20 protein-coding genes are annotated in these 20,428 nt (G+C 38.9%); 5 read left to right on the top strand and 15 right to left on the bottom strand.

Annotated features, from left to right (window positions below):
* Positions 1–104 precede the first annotated feature (104 nt).
* The 5 genes from ACFYKX_RS12825 to ACFYKX_RS12805 form a co-directional block, all read right to left on the bottom strand.
* Positions 105–1,214, bottom strand: coding sequence for a sensor histidine kinase (locus tag ACFYKX_RS12825; protein ID WP_389361521.1), 1,110 nt, complete (start codon positions 1,212–1,214; stop codon positions 105–107).
* Between the two features lie 37 nt (positions 1,215–1,251).
* Positions 1,252–1,941 (bottom strand): response regulator transcription factor, encoded by a 690-nt coding sequence (locus ACFYKX_RS12820; RefSeq protein WP_389361441.1) that lies wholly within the window; start codon positions 1,939–1,941, stop codon positions 1,252–1,254.
* 361 nt (positions 1,942–2,302) lie between these two features.
* On the bottom strand, positions 2,303–2,845 hold the full coding sequence (locus tag ACFYKX_RS12815; RefSeq protein ID WP_389361440.1) for a GNAT family N-acetyltransferase: 543 nt from the start codon (positions 2,843–2,845) through the stop codon (positions 2,303–2,305).
* Between the two features lie 125 nt (positions 2,846–2,970).
* Positions 2,971–3,153 (bottom strand): SE1561 family protein, encoded by a 183-nt coding sequence (locus ACFYKX_RS12810; protein WP_389361439.1) that lies wholly within the window; start codon positions 3,151–3,153, stop codon positions 2,971–2,973.
* A 158-nt stretch (positions 3,154–3,311) separates the two neighbouring features.
* Positions 3,312–3,692 (bottom strand): hypothetical protein, encoded by a 381-nt coding sequence (locus ACFYKX_RS12805; protein ID WP_389361438.1) that lies wholly within the window; start codon positions 3,690–3,692, stop codon positions 3,312–3,314.
* Positions 3,693–3,892: 200 nt separating this feature from the next.
* On the opposite strand from ACFYKX_RS12805, the gene yfkAB reads away from it, so the two are divergent.
* Together yfkAB and ACFYKX_RS12795 are read left to right on the top strand one after the other, a co-directional pair.
* On the top strand, positions 3,893–5,017 hold the full coding sequence (gene yfkAB / locus ACFYKX_RS12800; protein ID WP_389361437.1) for a radical SAM/CxCxxxxC motif protein YfkAB: 1,125 nt from the start codon (positions 3,893–3,895) through the stop codon (positions 5,015–5,017).
* Between the two features lie 139 nt (positions 5,018–5,156).
* Positions 5,157–6,599 carry a hypothetical protein gene (locus tag ACFYKX_RS12795; protein WP_389361436.1) on the top strand — a complete coding sequence of 481 codons (1,443 nt, stop codon included), beginning with the start codon at positions 5,157–5,159 and terminating at the stop codon, positions 6,597–6,599.
* Between the two features lie 38 nt (positions 6,600–6,637).
* Here ACFYKX_RS12795 and ACFYKX_RS12790 read toward each other — a convergent pair whose 3' ends face one another.
* The 4 genes from ACFYKX_RS12790 to ACFYKX_RS12775 form a co-directional block, all read right to left on the bottom strand.
* Positions 6,638–7,459, bottom strand: a complete 822-nt coding sequence (locus ACFYKX_RS12790; RefSeq protein ID WP_389361435.1) for a YfkD famly protein — start codon at positions 7,457–7,459, stop codon at positions 6,638–6,640.
* Positions 7,460–7,559: 100 nt separating this feature from the next.
* Positions 7,560–8,177 (bottom strand): YczE/YyaS/YitT family protein, encoded by a 618-nt coding sequence (locus ACFYKX_RS12785; protein ID WP_389361434.1) that lies wholly within the window; start codon positions 8,175–8,177, stop codon positions 7,560–7,562.
* 351 nt (positions 8,178–8,528) lie between these two features.
* The gene (gene cax / locus ACFYKX_RS12780; protein ID WP_389361433.1) at positions 8,529–9,584 is read right to left on the bottom strand and encodes a calcium/proton exchanger; all 1,056 of its coding nucleotides are present in this window, start codon (positions 9,582–9,584) and stop codon (positions 8,529–8,531) included.
* Positions 9,585–9,658: 74 nt separating this feature from the next.
* The gene (locus ACFYKX_RS12775) at positions 9,659–10,045 is read right to left on the bottom strand and encodes an OsmC family protein (RefSeq protein ID WP_389361432.1); all 387 of its coding nucleotides are present in this window, start codon (positions 10,043–10,045) and stop codon (positions 9,659–9,661) included.
* Positions 10,046–10,202: 157 nt separating this feature from the next.
* On the opposite strand from ACFYKX_RS12775, the gene ACFYKX_RS12770 reads away from it, so the two are divergent.
* Together ACFYKX_RS12770 and ACFYKX_RS12765 are read left to right on the top strand one after the other, a co-directional pair.
* Positions 10,203–11,387, top strand: a complete 1,185-nt coding sequence (locus ACFYKX_RS12770) for an MFS transporter (RefSeq protein WP_389361431.1) — start codon at positions 10,203–10,205, stop codon at positions 11,385–11,387.
* Positions 11,388–11,760: 373 nt separating this feature from the next.
* Positions 11,761–13,689, top strand: a complete 1,929-nt coding sequence (locus ACFYKX_RS12765) for a heavy metal translocating P-type ATPase (RefSeq protein WP_389361430.1) — start codon at positions 11,761–11,763, stop codon at positions 13,687–13,689.
* A 249-nt stretch (positions 13,690–13,938) separates the two neighbouring features.
* Here the strand turns inward: ACFYKX_RS12765 and ACFYKX_RS12760 are convergent, their stop codons facing one another.
* The 3 genes from ACFYKX_RS12760 to ACFYKX_RS12750 form a co-directional block, all read right to left on the bottom strand.
* A complete protein-coding gene (locus ACFYKX_RS12760; protein WP_389361429.1) occupies positions 13,939–14,793 on the bottom strand; it encodes a YihY/virulence factor BrkB family protein in 855 nt (284 codons plus the stop codon).
* Positions 14,794–14,865: 72 nt separating this feature from the next.
* Positions 14,866–15,198, bottom strand: coding sequence for a YtxH domain-containing protein (locus ACFYKX_RS12755; protein ID WP_389361428.1), 333 nt, complete (start codon positions 15,196–15,198; stop codon positions 14,866–14,868).
* 2 nt (positions 15,199–15,200) lie between these two features.
* Positions 15,201–15,680, bottom strand: a complete 480-nt coding sequence (locus ACFYKX_RS12750; protein WP_389361427.1) for a low molecular weight protein-tyrosine-phosphatase — start codon at positions 15,678–15,680, stop codon at positions 15,201–15,203.
* Positions 15,681–15,878: 198 nt separating this feature from the next.
* Between ACFYKX_RS12750 and ACFYKX_RS12745 the strand changes: the two genes are divergently transcribed.
* A complete protein-coding gene (locus ACFYKX_RS12745) occupies positions 15,879–16,103 on the top strand; it encodes a DUF1128 domain-containing protein (RefSeq protein ID WP_389361520.1) in 225 nt (74 codons plus the stop codon).
* Positions 16,104–16,218: 115 nt separating this feature from the next.
* Here the strand turns inward: ACFYKX_RS12745 and ACFYKX_RS12740 are convergent, their stop codons facing one another.
* From ACFYKX_RS12740 to ACFYKX_RS12730, 3 genes are all read right to left on the bottom strand, one after another.
* Entirely contained in the window at positions 16,219–17,199 is a 981-nt protein-coding gene (locus tag ACFYKX_RS12740; RefSeq protein ID WP_389361426.1) for an HD-GYP domain-containing protein, read from the bottom strand.
* Between the two features lie 503 nt (positions 17,200–17,702).
* Complete coding sequence (gene map / locus ACFYKX_RS12735) at positions 17,703–18,458, bottom strand: type I methionyl aminopeptidase (RefSeq protein WP_389361425.1); 756 nt, start codon at positions 18,456–18,458, stop codon at positions 17,703–17,705.
* Between the two features lie 284 nt (positions 18,459–18,742).
* A complete protein-coding gene (locus tag ACFYKX_RS12730; protein ID WP_389361424.1) occupies positions 18,743–20,425 on the bottom strand; it encodes an acyl-CoA dehydrogenase family protein in 1,683 nt (560 codons plus the stop codon).
* Positions 20,426–20,428: the final 3 nt, after the last annotated feature.

Here is a 20,428-nt window from a genome sequence, read left to right as displayed (position 1 = left end):
GGCTTCCTCCTACAACTTGGAATCTTTTACAAAAGCTTATCTAATAGATTTCAAAATAGTAGAAAGAAAAGGTAAAGAATTTCTAAAGAAAGCGAAAATTATGCTTAAACATCACGAAGCCGTGCTAGTTTTACGGAAAAAATGGTCTTTTCTAGATTACTCTTTACTTCTATCGATCCGCCGTGTAACTCAATCATCCCCTTGGCAATTGCGAGTCCAAGCCCTGAGCTATGATCACTTTCGCTCCGAGACTTTTCTACTCGGTAAAAACGCTCAAAAATAAAAGGCAGGTCCATACTTGGGATTTGTTCTCCATAGTTGATGAAATCAATGATGACAAATTCATCTTCTTCTCGCGCGTTAATATCGATATATTTGCCCTCTGCTCCATATTTAATGGCATTGGTAATTAGGTTTTCAAACACTCTCGCAAGCTTGTCTCCATCTGCTGCAACCATAAGCTTGTTATTGGAAGTATACTGTCTACACTCCATGGCCGCTTCTTCAAACTGAAGTTTAAACTGAACCGCTAATTGTCCAATCATCTCCGTTATGTTGATGGGTGTCATTAATAGCCGGACGCCCCCATTTTGAACACGAGTATACTCAAACAAATCATCAATCAGCTTATTTAGTCGAGTCGATTTTTCATAAGCTGTTTGTACATAATACCTTAGCTCTGTTTCATCCTTGTACTTGTCTTGTTCAATTAGTCCTAAAAAGCCAATAATACTAGTTAAGGGCGTTCTCAGATCATGGGACACATTTGTTATCAGATCTTTTTTCGCCTGCTCTGCTAGACGCTCTTCCTCCATCGACTTCTGAAGTTTTAGAACAATCTCATTTACATTTTTAGCTAGTGTATTAAGCTCCTGTATCTCATCATGCTTTAATTGGTACTCGAAGTTCCCCTCTGAAACAAAGGAGATTTCTTTGACCAATTTTTCCAATGACTGCTGAAAATATCCTCTCTTTTCCCTTCTATAAAACATGATGACATAGAGTACGAAAAGGATGATATTTACGATCACAGCAATGACTGGGCCGTACACCTGTTGGAGATGTATAAACTTGTAAAATCCAATAATCTCTATGATCTCCTGAAAAAGACCGGACAGGGTGGTCGAACCATAGATAAAATTCATAAGGATTTCATATGCAAGAAAGCTCGTCACCAAGGCCAATCCTAGTGACAGTAGCAGAATCATGACCATGCGCCATTTCGGGATTGTTTTTAGTAGCTTGACCAAATTAATGGATGTCAATTTTATACCCCACTCCCCAAACGGTCTGAATAATCTTTTCTCCGCCTGTTGCTTCCTCTAGCTTCTCTCTCAAGTTGCTAATATGGACCATGACTGTTTTATTTGAACCGATGAAGTTCTCTTTCCATACCTTTTCAAAAATTTCTTCTGAACTGAACACTCTCCCCTTATGGGATGCTAGTAAAAATAAAATATCGAATTCTACGGAGGTTAATTTGATAAACCGACCTTCAACCTCCACCGTGTGGTTTTGTTTATTAATTTTAAGAGAATGAACCTGGATCGTGTCAACTTGAGTGTCTTCTTGGTTGATAGAAGCTCTTCGCAAAAGCGCCTTAATTCGAACGGTCAGTTCTAGAGGGTTAAACGGCTTAACCATATAGTCATCAGCACCCGTCATAATGCCAATGATTTTATCCATATCCTCACTTTTCGCACTCAGCATTAAAATAGGGAGATGACTTGTCTTCCGAATCTCCTTACATACCTCTAAGCCATCCAGCTTTGGCATCATCACATCGAGCACCATCAAGTCAATTCTTTGCTCCCTGACCATCGCGATAGCCTGCTCTCCATCGGAAGCTTTAAAAAGAGAAAACCCCTCATTTATCAAATAAATTTCAATAAGCTCTAGTATCTTTTGATCATCATCAACAATTAAAATATTCTTTGACATCTCATAACCTTCCATCTTCTTTTAGTAGAATACAGGAAGATTTTAACACAATTTGGTAGACTTGAATGTATTTTATGGATGGGGGAAGTTAAGTAGTTGGTATTGGGGACTGGTGGCATTTTACGGGTAAATGACACCTTTTATTGCATCTTAGTGTCTTATATTATTGGGATGCTCCTTTATAGAGCAACCAATCTCCTCCTTGGTATCTTATATTTTGGGGTTGCTCCTTTATAGAGCACCTAATCGCCTTTTGGGTATCTTATATTTTTGAGGTTGCTCCTTTATGGAGCAACTAATCGCCTCCCAACTCTATTTCTCCCCATACAAAAATAAAGACCGCCCAAAAGACGATCTCCACCTAATCTCTAACGCTATACTCAATCAACCAACAATCTCTATATTCACCTTCATGATACTCATTTTTCGGCATCAATTTAATCTTCCTAAACCCACATTTCTCATAGCACCGAATCGCTCGCTCATTCCACGATTGAGGATCCATCACTACTCTATTTGCCTGCTTTTCTTTTACTAAAAAATCAACCATTGAACGTACAAGCAGCGTTCCAATCCCTTTATTCCAATAATCTATTTCCCCTATGAATTGGTCCATTCCGTAAATCTTTTGAGAGCGATCGTCATAACCGTACAAATCGCGACCTTCCTCATCAACCTCATAGTATTGTATGTAGCCAATCCCGACATCTTCGTATTTGATTAAGCACCGTACCGTCCCATCATTTCGACCATAGAATTTCTCGTTTACCTTCTCCAGGTCAAAAGGATTGTCTCTGCCCTCATAGTATTCAAGCACCGCAGGATCGGAAAGCCATTTTGCTAACAACACATTGTCCCCTGACTCCAACCGTCGGACAATCAGTTTATCTTTTTGATACTCCACACTCTCTCCCCCATTTAAGAAACGCGCAAGCGCCCTGCTAAACACCAATCTAAATCAAAAAATTTATACTTTAACTAGTAAAAAGAGCGCAAAAACCAACTAGATTTTTACACTCTCATCATTCACTATTCTCGATTTCCGAATTCTCGACATTTTGACTCTAAGTCATCTATCATCTCAATTAGGCGGTCAATATCATCTAATTCCGTAGTTTCTGGCTCAATTGCATCCAACACATCCAGAAACATGTTTAGACGCTGTTTTAAAAACGTAACTTGTGAATTTTTATCTGTGATCGGGCTACCCAAAGCTTTCTCTCCTTTCGACTCTCGATACCATCCTACAAAATATTGGCTAGTTCCGCAATTATTTTCTAGTTTTCAGTTTAAGTATGCCCAATTTATCATGCTCCTTTGCGAAAAAAGAGTAGAAATCCCATTTCTGATTTCTACCCATAAAAGGTTATTTAATTTTTTTGTGCATTTAATGCACTATCTTCTAATTCCTTGTCGCTGCTCTCTGTAGCTTGTCCAGCAGCAGATTCAGGTTTTGCTCTTTCCATTAAATAAACCAACCCATTACCTGTTGTGTTCTTCGTCTCTTGGATGACTTCTTGAAGCTTGCTGGATGCAATCTTAAACTGCTCCACAGCTTGCTTCTTGATGTCATCTTGATTGCTACTGATGTCCTGAACTTTTTCCTTGGTCACCTTTGTAAGTTCCTTAGCTGATTTCGTTAATTTCGACCGATAGCGCTTGTCCATTAATAAAATCGAGCCACCAATAATTCCTCCGACAATAAGTCCTTTTAAAAAGTGATTGTTCTCCTGCACTCTAGTTTCCTCCATGCTTTACCTCCTCTTTTTTTAACAGAATTGAACTGTGCGACTTTCCGATTTGCAGTGCAAATATAATAAAGTAATTGTTTATCCTATTCCCTAAATAAAAACTAATAAACAAAAATTCCGTCTTTTTCTAAACAGATTGACAGATAAAGCGCTAAAATTTGATAATGACAAAGGATTCAATTTTACGAGGAGTTTTTTATATGAAAATCAATGCGATTAAACCTATTACTCCAAGCTATGATCCATGGGAAGCTTACATGGATATGGATGAACATGGAAAGCTTACTTTATCAAATATAGAGTTTACAACCACTACTCTTTGTAACATGCGTTGTGAGCATTGTGCGGTTGGGTATACACTCCAGCCGAAAGACCCTGATGCATTGCCGATCGATTTGCTATTAAAAAGACTAGATGAAATTTCAACACTACGCTCCATCAGTATTACCGGTGGAGAACCGATGCTTTCTAAAAAGTCCGTTGAGAATTATGTTCTGCCGCTATTTGAATACGCGCACTCTAGAGGGGTTCGCACACAGCTTAATTCAAATCTAACCATTGAACTAGAGCGTTATAAAAAAATCGCTCCCTATCTAGATGTGCTTCACATTTCTCATAACTGGGGAACGGTTGAGGACTTTGTTGAAGGCGGCTTTGCGATGATGGAACGAAAACCAACTAGAGAGCAGCGGGCAGAGCTTTTTTATCGAATGATAGAAAACAGCAAAGTATTAGTAGAAATGGGCGTTATGGTTTCAGCTGAGACGATGCTAAACAAACGAACTCTTCCCTATTTGGAACATATTCATCAACAAATTGTAGAGGAAATGAAGTGCCAAAGACACGAGGTGCACCCGATGTATCCGTCAGATTTCGCTTCAAACCTTGAAGTTCTTAGTCTGGAAGAGATTCGTTCAGCCATCCATCAAATCCTAGATTTCAGAAATGAACATACATGGATGCTGTTTGGAACGGTCCCTTTCTATCCTTGTAACGCTAAGGAAGAGGACTTGCAACTTCTGAAACGTCTTTACTCAGCAAAAAATGTAACGGTCCGTAATGATCCGGACGGGCGCTCACGACTTAACGTAAACATTTTTACAGGAGATGTCATCGTCACAGACTTTGGTGACACCCCTCCACTTGGAAATATTAAAGAAGATACATTACCTAATGTTTTCGAAAAATGGATGAACACCGACCTTGCAACAAGCTTAAACTGCCATTGTCCTTCTATTCGTTGTTTAGGCCCGAACGTACTCGTCAAAAACAGTTATTATGAAGAGATAGATTTTAAAAACCGAACAACAAATATATCATTATGATCAAACGGAGGACACCCATCATCGTGTCCTCTTTTTTCTATCATGATAAAAATCCACGCTTGTCCTCTAGTATCTGCCCCTTCCATTCTGAAACCCTTTCATAAGCTAATAGAGAGTATACATGAAAGAGGTGAAATGTTTGCTTTTTAATTCTTTTAGAAAAATTACACCTACAAATGGGTTCGATGCTAACAATCGTAGTAATGCTCGACAAAATGATTACGCCTGGGCGATGGATGAGTTAGGAGAGTTCCTTTATGTAGGAACGGGTCGGAATATACCTAATTTAGCTTTTGACGCTCTAGGATTACCTATCCCTGATGCTTTTGAACCGAATAATGATTATCGGGCAGAGATTTGGCGTGTTAAAAAAGACGGAAGTACCGATTGGGAACTTGATTTTAAAACAGCGGAAAGATCATTTGGGTTTCGTTACATGATTCAATTTCCAAGAGTCTCAAGCAATAGTCAGGCTAGTGGTACTCCAGCCTTATACGCAGCAGCAACCTCGAGTGACGGGGAAAAAGCTGTTATTTATCGAAAAAGAAGTAATACGGATAGCTGGACTGAATTCGCTAGATTAGCCGGAGAAACTTCCCGTTCGATGGTCGAGCATAACGGTCGTTTATATGTGGCTACTGTTCCATTGGCAAGTACAAATGATGTACCTCAGCTATTCAGATTAAATATTGCGCGTACTGGGTTTGATCCTGTGTCCCTCCCATCCGATATAACAGGTGAAATTGTAAGTATGATTAGTTTCAATGGCCATCTTTATATTGGACTAGCTAAAACAGGTGGGTTCGACATTTGGAGAACAAATGGTGCTGACCCTTCTTCCGGTTGGAGACTCGTGGTTGATCGAGGTGCTGGCGATGCGATTAACATTATTCCTTTTGAAATGGATGAATTTGATGATTGTATCTATGTAGGCACTGGTATGGTCCCCTTCTTACCATTGCTATCAGAATCAACTGTCATTACAAAGGGGTTTGATATTGTTCGCATTGATAAGGAAGACAATTGGGAAATTGTTGTCGGTGGGTTACCTAGTGAACGAACAAACCCAACAACCGGGAATAGAAATCTATCCCTTTACCCTTCAGGTTTTGGCAATCCGTTTAACGCTTATTGTTGGCAGGTTCGAAAATTCGGAGATACGCTTTATGCAGGATCGTTTGACTGGTCTGTCGTTATCCCACCAGCATTACAATCTTTATTGGAAGAAATTATGGACGATGAGGATCCATCCGTTACAGAGAATCTAATGGAGAGTTTTATTACGACGATCCTAAATACGTCGAGTGCCATTCCTAACCTGTTATTTGGATTTGGTCTCTGGAAATCGCGAAACGGAAGGCTTTGGACACCTGTTTCTGTTAATGGGTTTAACAATCCTAGAAACTATGGTGTTCGTAACTTATTCGCTTCTTCGGATGGAAAGCTCTATTTAGGAACTGCTAACCCATTTCAAGGCTGTGAGGTTTGGGTGAAAGATAAGAATCATGATCACAACTTATTTGATATTCACAGATGGTCAATCGATAAACTGAAGGACCTTTTGTCTGAGCTGAAAAAATAACGTAAAAAAAGCGCCAATTTAATTTGGCGCTTTCCTTTTTATCTCGGTCTTTCTGATGCAACAAATCCAAACGAAACGTGGTCTTGAACAGGAATCCAAGCTCCAATTCCTTGTGAGGTTACGTTTTTGACGATAATCATTTTCTTATTTCCTTTTAACATCAGGTAGACTTCCCCGTATGTTACTTTTCCTTTTTCATTAACAGCTGGCGCATATCCGTATAAGTACCCTAATCTTTTCGGAGGGATATTATAGATTTGATCTTTCTTTGTCCCTGCTCCGATAATCGTTTGAAACGCAAGTGGGAGGCCTGTCTTTTCTGATGCTTTTAATAGCATCATTTTTTGAACATCATCGGCATCTTGAACCTTTGCAGTTAACCCACCTTTCACAACCTTCTGCGCTTCCTGAACATAGTGGATTTGATAATTCGCCTTTCCGCCACGGTTATCAAAGTAATTTGTGTTAATTTTTTGATATTCCCAATTAGGTGACGTTTCAGCAGATTCATAATTCAATGGCCACTGCCCTAAATAGATAATCGCCCTGTATCCAATCGCAAACGGCGTACTGTTGACGCTTGTCTCATTGAGCATTCTGATTAAATCAGGGTTCTCTATTTTTACCTTTGATGAGTTAATAAGCTCTTCTGTAAACTCACTTGGTTGTAGTGTGGGCATATCGTTTGTTGGATTCGGATAAGTGTTTTCCTTCGTTATATTCAAAACTGAATTAGGTATTTTTACCGTTTGCTTTGCTTGTTCTTTCTTCGGCTCTTGCTTTTCAGCAGCATGTACAGATGGTAAGGATAAAAGCATGAAAAGTAACCCAGCAACAAGAGCAGATAAGTATTTTTTCATGATGTGGAACTCCTTTCAATCAAACAATCTTTATTGGTTTGTCATTAGTTTTTTCGGAGTTCACAAATATTATCCACTTTTTAAAGATTTAACTGAGGATTTACCCTTGCTTTTCTAACAATTTATTTAAAAGCTTCTCAAAGTAAGGGAAAAAGAACTGTATGATTGGTCCAATTAAAAACGTAACAATGATGGTTCCAAGCCCGATTGGACCTTTCACGATAAAAGCAAGTGTTAAGGCAATCGCCTCCCCAATCGTTTTGGCCACCATCAAATTTACCTTTAGACGAAACTGAATGGCTAGCATTAAATTATCAATCGGGATGAGCGGAAACTTTGGTTGTAAATAGATCGAGATTCCAATCCCAATCATCAGCATTCCAACGAGCAGCAAAACGAGTTGGTAACCGAATACTTCAGCTTCTAAATTTCTATAAACAATAAGTAGCCAAAAATCAATTAAGAATCCTACGAGAGTAATCGTAATAATCGCTAAGAAATCAGGCCTTTTCTTCAGCAAGTATCCGTTAACAAAAATTAAAATAAGGCCTACAATAATGACCCAAGTACCCACGGTAAAACCGATTGTGTTTGAGAGACCCACGTTCAATGCATCCCAGGAGCCAGCCCCTAAATCAGCTTTGATCGTGAGCGCTACCCCATTGGTTAAAATGAGGAGACCTACTATAAAGAAGAGTATTTTATAAATGAGTCTCATCCTTTTGTTCACCTCTTTTTGTAACATATTTGTAATACTCTGAATATTTACAAATTTCAATTTATATTTTATAATTATCCTACACTCACTTAAAGGAGGGTTGAAGATCATTCGCTTTATTCTTTAAATAAGGAGGTTTGTTAGTTTATCTTAAATGTTAGCTCTCATGTCAAATTTCAGTTTAGTTATTCTATATTGAAGAGAGGCGGTCGATAAACTTTACAAAGTAAAAAGCGTTTGAATAAAGTCTTCCCCTTGGTTAAAATATTCATTAACAACAATACTTATGATGACAGTAAAAGGACTCGTTCGCAAAAAAGTATGCGAAGAGTCCTTTGTTTTTTGCTAAGATTATAAAAGGTAAAACCCAATCCCCATAATTAAATAAGCTGCAAGCAAAGTGGCCCCTTCAAACCAGTTGGACTCCCCATCATTTGCAATCACCACCACTAGTAAGACCGCTGTCACCATTGCGATTAGCTCTGGCATCGTAAATACTAATGGCATTGCAGTCGGGAAAAAAAGTGAAATTAGGACTAATAAAGGTGCAACGAACATCGCAACCTGGAGTGTTGACCCAATCGCAATCTCAACCGCTACATCCATTTTATTTTTGTAAGCCATAATAATCGCGGATGCATGTTCTGCCGCATTTCCAACGATCGCAACAATAATAACCCCAATAAACAACTCTGTCCAACCAAAGGACTCCGCAACTACTTCAAAGGTATGTACAAGATTTTCGGACACATATGCAACAGCTAAAGTTGCAAGAAATAGAATCGTTATGGCCTTCTTTTTTCCCCACTCAGGCTCCTCTTCATGTTGCTCCTCATCTTGGTGTGTACTTTGGTAAACACCTCTGTGAGTAACCAGTTTAAAAAATAATGCGGCCAAATACAATGTAATGAGGATTACTGAGATTCCAACACTTAGAGAAAGTGTTTTACTTTCGTTCATCGTGGTTGCAAACACTTCTGGAATGACGAATGCCACAATGACCCCAAATACTAATAACCCTGAATTATGCCTAGCATCATATACATTGTACTTTTGACGTTTATACTTTAAACCGCCGACAAAAAAGGATAGACCTGCCACTAATAAAAGGTTCCCTAGCACGGATCCCGTTAGAGAGGCAAGCACAACCCCGATTAGCCCCGCTTTTAAGGCAAAAATAGATATAATCAGTTCAACCGCATTTCCAAAGGTTGCGTTTAACAGCCCACCGATTCTTGGGCCCGTTACAATTGCCAAACTCTCCGTTGCTCTTCCCATATAGCTAGCAAGGGCAATAATCGTAACACAGTAAATGATAAACAACATGACACTTGGCCATTGCATGAGAGATCCAATCACAGATAGAGGCACACCAATGGATACAAGAATCATAAATATTCTGTTCATAATACACTCCCCTTCCCTCTAAAAGTAAGGGTTGCCTATGGTAAGTCGTTCTAATCTGCTTTACTATAATAATTTTAACCTTCTACTATCTCAAACGTTTCTTCAACCTCAATGCTGCCAATGACGGATTGCACCATCGAGCAATTTTTCTTCGTTAATTCCATTGCTTTGTTTAACTTATTTTCATCCAGATCTTTCCCTTTGATTGTAAAATGAAGATGAATTCTCTCTACCCGGTTTGCGATTTCTTCATTTCTTTCTACATCCGCTTTAATATGTATATCCTCTATCGTAAATCTCATTTTTTCTAAAATGGTTCTTAATACGCCTCCGCTACAAACTGCGATTGAAGAAACAAGCAATTGATACGGGCGAAATCCATATTCCTCATTCCCAGCTATGTTTAATCGACCATTTGCTGTTTCTGTATAAAAACCAACATCTTTCATCTTAAATTCCATTTTCATCACCACTTGTTTTAATTTTCCAAACTACCTCATTAGATTACACCATTTGACCCTTTTTCAAAAGTGAATTGGATTCTTTTCCTTGCAAAGACTTGCGATCGTCAGTTACCATCAATGAGGGAATGACAAATTTACATGGAGTTATAATTTTATGAATACACAAGTATCTTATCGTTTTTGGATTTTAGTTGGAATTGTTGCTATATCAGGGTTTTCTCAAGGAATGCTTTTACCCCTTATTGCCATTATCTTTGAACAAGACGGGGTATCTTCATCTTTAAATGGGTTGCATGCAACCGGGCTCTACATAGGGGTATTATTAGCGTCCCCATTTATGGAAGGTCCACTAAGGAGATTCGGTTATAAGCCCATTATTATTATCGGTGGTTTAGCCGTTATCCTCTCTCTAGCACTGTTTCCGGTATGGAAGTCGTTTTGGTTTTGGTTTTTACTACGCCTACTAATCGGGATAGGCGACCATATGTTGCATTTCGGAACACAAACGTGGATCACATCCTTTTCGCCAGAGAATAAACGAGGCCGAAATATTTCTCTATATGGACTATTTTTTGGATTAGGATTTGCCGTTGGTCCGATGATGACCAGGCTGATAGAATTTAATGAAGCATTACCCTTCATCGTATCAAGTGTCATCAGCTTTATCGCTTGGGTTACAATCTTTCTCTTAAAAAATGAACATCCTGAAAAAGATTTTGAGACTAGCTCCTTTTTCGGGACGTTTAAAAGGTTTGGACGCGTTTGGAAGTATGCTTGGGTGGCGTTTCTCCCCCCATTTGGCTATGGCTTTTTAGAAGCCTCTTTAAATGGAAATTTCCCAGTGTATGCCTTAAGGATTGGGATTGATATCAAGGCAGTCTCCATCATCTTGCCGGCCTTTGCGATAGGGAGTATTATTTTTCAATTGCCACTTGGAGTATTAAGTGATCGATATGGAAGAAGAAATATTTTAATGTTCGTCCTATTCTCAGGATTTTTATCCTTTTCAGCAGCCGGTCTCCTACAAGAATCGGTCACGGCACTAACGATCTGCTTCTTTATTGCTGGAATGCTTGTAGGCTCAACCTTCTCACTTGGAATTACGTACATGACTGACCTGCTTCCAAAACAGCTCCTACCTGCAGGGAATTTAATGTGTGGAATATTCTTTAGCTTCGGCAGCATTAGCGGACCATTCATTGGTGGTTTAGCGATTCAATACTTAAAAGGAGTTAGCTTCTTTTATGTCATCAGCGCCATGCTATTAATCATCTTCTTCGCCATATTCTCTTTCAGAATGGAAAAAGACTGGCGTTCTACAGAAGCGAACTCTGCTTAAGAAACCGAAAAACTCATGTTGAACACTTCGAGTGCTTAGCATGAGTTTTTTCACTTTCGGTGGTTTAAAGAATAAAATAGAATGAAACGGACACCTATACATGTTTCGGTAATTTATTTTTAAAAACTTTTCCAAAAGCCTTCTCGAAAACCTACTTATATGGTAAAATTAGAATAAATATAATTTAATACTTTTTTTAACCTGTTTGTTCTGCTGTCGCCTTAATGGTGGCAGCTTTCGTCGTTTTATTAGGGAATTGATTGTGATTATTTTTCTCAATTAGACCTACTGAAAACTGTTATCAATGAGAATGATCACTCATGAAAATGTGAAAAAGTATTACAAAATAGATTAATCTTTGGGAGTGAGAGATATGAACGCAGAAGTGAAAGCTTATTCAAATGAACCGAATGTTCGAACCACAGAAGAAAGTTTTATTGAGAAAGTTAAACCTCATCTAGAATTAATCGCAGCGATTACAAGTGGAGTTTTAATAGCTGCTGGTTGGATCTTAGAAAAAATTGATTTAGGAACGGCTTCCATTATTGCCTTTATCTTCGCTTTTTTAATCGGTGGGTTTGCAAAAGCGAAGGAAGGTATTGAAGAAACGATTGAGAATAAAGAGCTAAATGTAGAAATGCTTATGATCTTCGCTGCCATCGGTTCAGCCATCATCGGGTACTGGACAGAAGGAGCCATCTTGATTTTCATCTTCGCCATCAGCGGTGCTTTGGAAACTTACACCATGAATAAGAGCCATAAAGAAATATCTGCCTTAATGGAGCTCCAGCCTGAGGAAGCGTTACGAGTAACAAACGGCACTCAAGAGCTCGTGCATGTTTCAGACTTAAAAATTGGTGACCATATCCTCGTTAAGCCGGGAGAAAGAGTTCCTTCAGACGGACGTATTATCAAGGGGAACACAGCCCTAGATGAGGCGGCTATTACAGGTGAATCCATCCCTGTTAGCAAAGGGCTTCAAGACGATGTTTTCGCAGGAACAGTGAATATTAACGGTTCTATTACTGTTGAGATAACGAAACCAAGTAGCGAAACACTTTTCCAAAAGATTATTCAACTTGTTCAATCCGCACAAAGTGAAAAGTCCCCTTCTCAGCTTTTCATTGAAAAATTTGAAGGGACTTATGTAAAAGTGGTATTATCAGCCGTTGTATTAATGATGTTCCTGCCACACTTTTTACTAGGCTGGAGCTGGACGGAAACCTTTTACCGCGCGATGATTTTACTAGTCGTTGCCTCCCCTTGTGCTCTTGTTGCATCAATTATGCCGGCAACGTTATCAGCCATATCTAACGGGGCCCGACACGGAATTCTTTTTAAAGGTGGCGTTCATCTAGAAAATCTAAGCCACCTAAAAGCCATTGCCTTTGATAAAACAGGAACATTGACTAAAGGAAAGCCTGAAGTGACAGATGTCTTGGTGAAAGATGGTATGAGTAAAGAAGAAATCCTTCTTAAAACAGCAGCGATTGAAAGTCATTCAAATCATCCATTAGCACAGGCAATTGTCCGCTACACGAACGAACATATTAACCAAGAGCTTATTCATCCAGAGAGCATTGAAGACGTGTCTGGTTGGGGAGTGAAAGCTTCTTTTAGCAATGAAGAGTGGAAGATTGGTAAAGCTGACTTCGTTGGGAAAAGTGAAGCAGAAAGCTTTATGGGCGGTTCAAGTATCCAGTTGGCTTCAGAAGGAAAGACCGTTGTGTTCATTCAAAGAAATGAGGTAATCGTGGGTCTTATTGCACTAAAGGATATCGTTCGTGAGGAAACGAAGCTTGCGATTGATAAGCTGAGAGAAAAAGGAATATACACCATTATGCTAACAGGTGACAGTCAAAATACAGCGGACGCCATCGCTGGTGAGGGTCATTTAGATGATTATATCGCAGAGTGTTTGCCTGAGAATAAAGTGGAAGAGTTAAAGAAGCTTAAAGAGCGTTTTGGAAATGTTGCAATGGTTGGCGACGGGATTAATGACGCACCAGCATTAGCAACAGCGAACGTTGGGATCGCAATGGGAGAAGGATCTGACGTAGCACTTGAAACAGCAGATATTGTCTTAATGAAAAACGATCTCCCTCGTATCGCTGAGGCAATCCAGCTTTCAGAACGAATGAATCGAATTATTAAGCAAAATGTCATCTTCTCCATTACGGTGATTATATTTTTAATCTCATCAAACTTCCTACAAGTTTTAGACCTCCCATATGGAGTCATTGGGCATGAAGGAAGTACAATATTAGTTATTTTGAATAGTCTTCGACTGTTAAAGTCATAAAGAAATCCGGGTGTGTTCAATCGAACACCCCGGATTTTTCTGTATGTTAGTGATACCCGTTAGACCCGTTTGCCGAGCTTGAGGTTTTATGTTTTGGGCTGCTCTTGCCCTTTTGTTTTGTATTTTTTCCACCTTGTTTGTTTTCCTTCGCCATATGATGTCAGCCTCCTTTACTTTTCTGTTACTCCCCTTCATTATTGTTTCAAGAGAGTCCCGATTTCAGTAAGGAAAGTTTTTGAAAGTCGCGGGCTAACACCTTTCTTCATCCAGCTTGTTGATTACAGCATTGATTTCTCCACCTAAAATAATGATAATACCCGTTAAGTAAAACCATATCATTAGAACAATGATGGCCCCGATACTTCCATAGGTTGCGGTGTAGTTTCCAAAGTTACTGACATAATACGAAAAAGCAAGTGAAACGAGTGCCCATCCTACGGTTGCAAAAATAGCGCCAGGAAAGGTTTTTGTGCATTTTTGCTTTTTATTAGGAGCTAACCAATACAACCCAACAAACACGATAAACAAAATGAACGAACTCAACAACCACCTTAACGTGTTCCAAACCGTTAAAAACTGATTAGAAAACCCAAACTCCGTAAATAAGAATAAGCCGATTTGCTTCCCGAACACTGGTAGCAGCAAAGCAACGATAAAGACAAAAATCATTGCGAATGTTAGTAAGACAGCCATACCTCTAGCGATTAAGAATGGCCTACTTTCTTTTACTTCATTAGCCTGGTTTAAAGCTCGAATAATCGCATTCAATCCATTTGAAGCAGACCAAATGGTTGCGATGATCCCGAACGATAATAGTTTACCATTATGCTGACTCATGATTTGATTCAGATTAGATTCGATTAAGTGCATCGTTTGACCAGGTGCAAAATCACGAACAAACCCTAGTAAGTCAGCTTGAGTAATGGGTAAATACGGTAGGAGTGTAACTAAGAAGATGAGCAATGGGAAAAGGGACAGTAAAAAGAAATAAGCAAGTTGAGCCGCCAAACCGAAAACATCATCTTCTCCTACTCTTTTCCATAGTTGTTGTCCAAAATATGAAACCTTCCCCAATCCATCACCGCCTCTTTTATGTATGTGCATATTGCACGATCTAATAAAGTTCTTTCAAACGTTAACTAAGCAAGATACCCAACTAACTCATTCTATGAAAAGTTATCCAAGCTCATGCTCGTCTTTTGTAAAAGCCTCTTTTGTATCTTTTACGATTCCTGTTACAGCCGGAGTGACTTCTCTCAGTTCTTCTACCTTTTCTGCAATAAAGGAAACATCGTCGCTTACTTGCTCAATTGTATTTCGCAGCTGAGAGCTCGCTTCTTTTACTTGTTCAACTATTTCATTAGGATGCTTCATTAAATAAGAAATATCACTTGTTGTTTTTTTACAGCCTTCCACAACAGACTTTCTCGTTTCGCGGTCCAGTAGACTTATGGCTCCTCCTGCAAGAGCACCTAATAAGACTCCCTGCCAAAACTTTTTCGTACTCATCTCTATAACCTCTCCTTCAATCCATCTGATTTTATATTTTCTAATAGCTGTTCACAGCCCTCTTTTACCATCTGAAAAACTTCTTCAAAGTTCCCTGTGTAATAAGGATCTGGAACATCTCTTGTTCCAACTGTTTTTGCATGATCAAGCAATAATGAGATCTTTGCCTTCGGATTTGCTGCCTTTAGTTTTTCAATGTCTCTTTGGTTGTTAACATCCATGGCAATAATATAATCGAACTCTTCTAAATCCCTTGTTTTGACTTGCCTAGCAGTCAACCCTTCAGTACTGATTTGATTTTTCTTTAAAATGTTTTTTGTACCTTCATGAGGCGGTTTTCCAATGTGCCAATTGCCTGTCCCAGCAGAATCGGTCATGATCTTATGTTCTAATCCTTCCCTCTTCACTAAATAACGAAACATGGCCTCGGCCATCGGTGAGCGACAAATATTCCCAAGGCATACAAAAAGAACTTTAATCATATGTACTCCTCCTCTTCCTACATTTTCCTCGATATCGATAGCAACTTGCAAGCATTCTCTATATAATAACTGTGGCATTTTTTCGATTGGAAGGCTGGATTTCTATTTGACTTTTTATAAGGGACATGGAAAGATAAATGATAAAGTATAAAACTTATCAATTCCTGAGGTGCTAGAGGGATAGAAAGGATGGACGCCATGAACCTGTCTGAAAAATCTGTTGAAAACGTAGAATACATGATCGAGAAAATAAAAGAGAAGCTTAAAGTACTAAATCTAGGTGCGATTAAACCCTCTCATTTCGACGAGAATATGTACGAAGAATTAAAAGATATCTATGAATTAGTGATGAAAAAGAACTCTTTCAGCCCTAATGAGATGCAAGCTTTAGTTGAGGAGCTTGGAAATTTACGCAAACAATAAAACCTACATAAACCTGTGTTTACAGCAAAAGTCCACTCTATGAGTACTGCACCCCAAAAGTTAGATTTACTCTAACCTCTGTGGTGCAGTACCATGGTGGACTTTTTTCAAGTTCTTAATCGTTGACTACCTCAGTAATTAACAATGTATAATTGCTCGCAAGTGAAATTTCTTCACCTGTATCTAAATATCTAATGTATGGTCTATGCAAATTGCCGATAATCTTGGTAATGATGGCTTTTCGACCGTTATTCATTAACACTCTTGTTCCTGGTATATAATACGGAACTTCCTGAACAAAGAGCTTCACAAGATCCGGACTAAAGACCGTTCCGCTTTTTGTCATGATGAACTCTAATACTTCATGTGGCGGAAGCCCTTCTTTAGATAACGTATTTTCGTAGAGATTCGTAATCGCACATAGTTGCGCAAATTCATGGATTTCGCCTTCTCTCATCCCTCTAGGCTTTCCTTTTCCATCTACTGCTTCATGATGCTGAAACGCGACATGAGCTGATAACAAACTGACTTCTCGCACTTTTCTTAAATACTCAAATCCAGCAAACATATGGTCTTCTTCATTTTTCGTTAAAACCTTCCCAATATCATGAAGAAGAGTCCCTAATGCCAAGTCTTTCAACTGAATTTGAGAGATATTTAATTTTTTCGCAATTTGCAAGGAAAGCAGTGTAACATTCACCGCATGAGCATACTCTCTTAAATCCTCTTCTAGTGAGGATGTTGGGATAAGGACAATTGCTTTTCGCTTGCTTACTTCATTTACTAATCGAATCACTAACTTTTGAAGATCTCTAATAGGAATTTCCTTATTCTGTGCCACTGTTTTAAAGGCATTCTGCACAATTTCAGTAGCATCGATCCACGTTGGAACTTCGACCATTTCCTCCATCGATATCCCAAAAGATATCGCGTCTTCTACAAATAAATAGCGAATGTCTAAGTCCATTAGTTTTTTCAAATAAATAGGATGTATCGTTCTTCCGGCAGCAAGTAATACTCTTCTATGTTTATCGAAGACCGGCTTAGCTAGCTGCATGAGTTTAGGATTATATTCATCTATGCTAATTAATCTCATTGGCCGCTCCTCTTTTTGCTTGGTTAATTCTAGTATACAGATAGAAGAAGGAGGTTGTCACTTAGCAATTTACTAAAAACTAGGAGCTGTAAAGGAGCTATAGATATTAAGGCTTAGTAGGACTTTGAGTTTCTACTATTCGGCTGGTGCAATTTCAAATTTGGACAATATAGTTAAAAGTTTGGACAGTTAGACGTTGAGTTTGGACAATAACTAGAAATTGTCAATTTCAATGGTTGGTAAAGATGACAAATGGATGATAAACTTTTATTTTAGCTAATAGCCTAATTAAACCTTTCCTATAAAAATCTATTTTTTATAAAAATGAAAGGATTTTTGCTAAAAAACACTCAAAAAAATGCTCTAATTTTACAAACACGGCCTTTTAAAATGTTATTTTCCATTGAAATCACCCATAAAACATCATTTCAGGCGTGAAATGCCATAGCCCCATTCACCCATCCAACAAAAAAGGTAAGATTCCTAAGAATCCTACCTACTTACTATCTCTCTCCTTGATTGGTTAAAATAACCGCTCCGTCCTTTGTAATCGCGATCGTATGCTCAAATTGGGCAGAGTATTTTCCATCAATCGTTCTTGCTGTCCATCCATTGTTATCCATCTTCGTACGGAACTCGCCGACATTTACCATTGGCTCGATGGTGAACACCATTCCCTCTTTTATGCGAGCCCCTCTTCCAGGCAATCCATAGTGAGGAACATCTGGCTTTTCATGGATGCTTGCACCAATCCCGTGCCCGATAAAATCACGAACAACCGAGAAACCTTCTGCTTCTACATATGATTGAATCGCATGACCGATATCCCCAATTCGGTTGCCAATTTTCGCCGCTTCAATTCCTTTATAGAGAGACTCTTTCGTTACTTCAACAAGCTTCTTTGTCTCCTCAGAAACCTCTCCGACCATGTACGTCCATGCTGAATCTGCAAGACCGCCATTTAAGTTAACGACCATATCCACCGTTACAATATCGCCATCCTTTAATGGTTCTTTGCGAGGGAATCCATGGCATACTTCATCGTTAATACTTGCGCATGTAGCATATTCGTAGCCCTTATACCCTTTTTGTTCAGGTGTGGCACCGTTCTTTTCTAAAAATTGATCAACAAACTGATCAATTTCCCATGTTGTTACTCCAGGCTTAATTAGCTTTGCAATTTCTTTATGGCAAGCAGCTAACAATTCGCCAGCTTTTCTCATCTTCTCAATCTCACGTTCAGATTTTAAAACAATCACGTTGTCTTCCCGCCCTTCAAACAATTATATAACCTTATATATATTTATATCTCCTCCTTAATATTAGCGTTACAATTATTGAAATTCAAAGGTATTGTCCGTTTCTCCACCTTCAACACGGAAGATTTTTGCCGAATTCACTCACTTTTTGGTCAATCAAACGTTTGATTGATATCTTCACAAATATAACGTTTCCAAGGGGCGCAACCCATTTTCCTTTTTCAAAAAATGTCGAAAAAGAAAAGCAGACCGCCTTTACCTAGACAGCCTGCTAATTGCATTATTTAATTCGTTACTACTTCATTCTCACTGGAAACCCGTACAATTTTATCAAAATGCTTAAGAGCTAATAACTCTTCATCCACGACCGCATTTAACTGCCATGTCTCATTTAAAAACACACGAGCAATCAGCTCTTTTCGTTCTCCACCGATTTCAGCATCTTTTAAAGCAATAATGCTTTCATAAATTTTAGTCATTAGCTTTGCCACTCGCTTGCTGTGATAGGTTTGAACATCTCTATTTCCCTTTGACAGAAAAACAAGCTGCTCTTTTAGTTGCTCCAGGCCTTTTAAAATAGGAGCCGTATATGGCTGCAGTTTTTCAGGAAGAGCGTTTAATTCTTTTTGGATGTGTTGTAAAAATAACTCATGAGCTTTAAATTTTTCAATAAGACGTAATACTTCAAGGCCCAATATATTTGCTGTCCCTTCCCAGACCGTTAACACCTGAGCATCTCGAAGCAATCTTGGCATCACAAAGTCCTCGATATAGCCGTTACCACCATGCATTTCAATCGATTCATGACAAAAATGAACCGCTTGCTCTGCTGATTCCATTTTCAACAACGCGATTAACAGACGATTCATAGCCTCATCTTCTTTGGACACCTTTTCAGGATTTGAAGATACTTGATCAAATAGTGAGATCAGTGAAAAGACTGCACTCGTTTCCACCTCTTGCTTTACTGCTAGTTTAACCAGTGATTCTTTTACCATCGGGAAATCGATTAAATAGCTGCCAAATGTATTTCGGGTAGATGCATAATTTCTAGCTTCTAAATAGGCTCTTTGCATAATTCCAACCGAGGCAATCGCATTACATATACGAGAAAGGTTTAGCGCCTCCATCATGTAGTAAAAACCTTTTGTGGCATCTCCCACTAAATAGGCTTCTGCCCCATGGAATACCACTTCAGCAGACGGAACTGCTTTTACCCCAAGCTTATCTTTTAATCTTCTAATCTCTAGATGATTTAGCTCTTTGTTTTCTTTACGCCAAGGGACTAAAAACAAACTCAGCCCCTTCGTTCCAGCAGGAGCCCCTTCCCTTCTTGCTAACACCATTGCAACTCCACATTGACCAGCATTCGAGGCAAAGTACTTTTCGCCATAGATTCTATACTGACCATCCTCTAAAACGGCTTTTACCTCATTTGCACCCACGTCAGAACCGCCTTGGCGCTCCGTTAAAAATGTCGCCCCCTCAAACAGCTCGACCTCTCCTGTAGATAAAACATGCGGTAAAAACTTGCTCTTTAACTCCTCATCCGCATAATGATCAATCAAATAAGCAGTGGCCATCGTTAACGTAACAGGACAATAAAAGCCCGGTTCAGTGTGAGATAATAAATACCCTTGCGCATAAGAGTACATATAGTTCCCTTTTCTATTTAGCTCAGGAATAGGCTTATGAACATACCCCACTATTCCAGCATTGTACGTTTGCTCTACCGTTTTTTTATACCCTTCATTTACCCAAACATGAGAAATGTCGTTCCCCATACGGTCATACTTTATCAATCGCGGCTGTCCTTCACGATCTGTATGGACCGCTCTCTCATCAATCTCATTTGCACATAATTCACCAAAAGCTGTTAGCTCTTTATCTGCCCAATCCAAAAAATCTAGATCTAAGTATTTTTCTAAAATAAATCTTAAGTTAGGATCTTCTTTGTAAAAATTCATGTA

The organism is Cytobacillus spartinae (assembly GCF_042865285.1).
GTDB lineage: Bacteria > Bacillota > Bacilli > Bacillales > Cytobacillaceae > Robertmurraya_A > Robertmurraya_A spartinae.
This window is presented reverse-complemented; position numbering and strand designations above follow the sequence as displayed.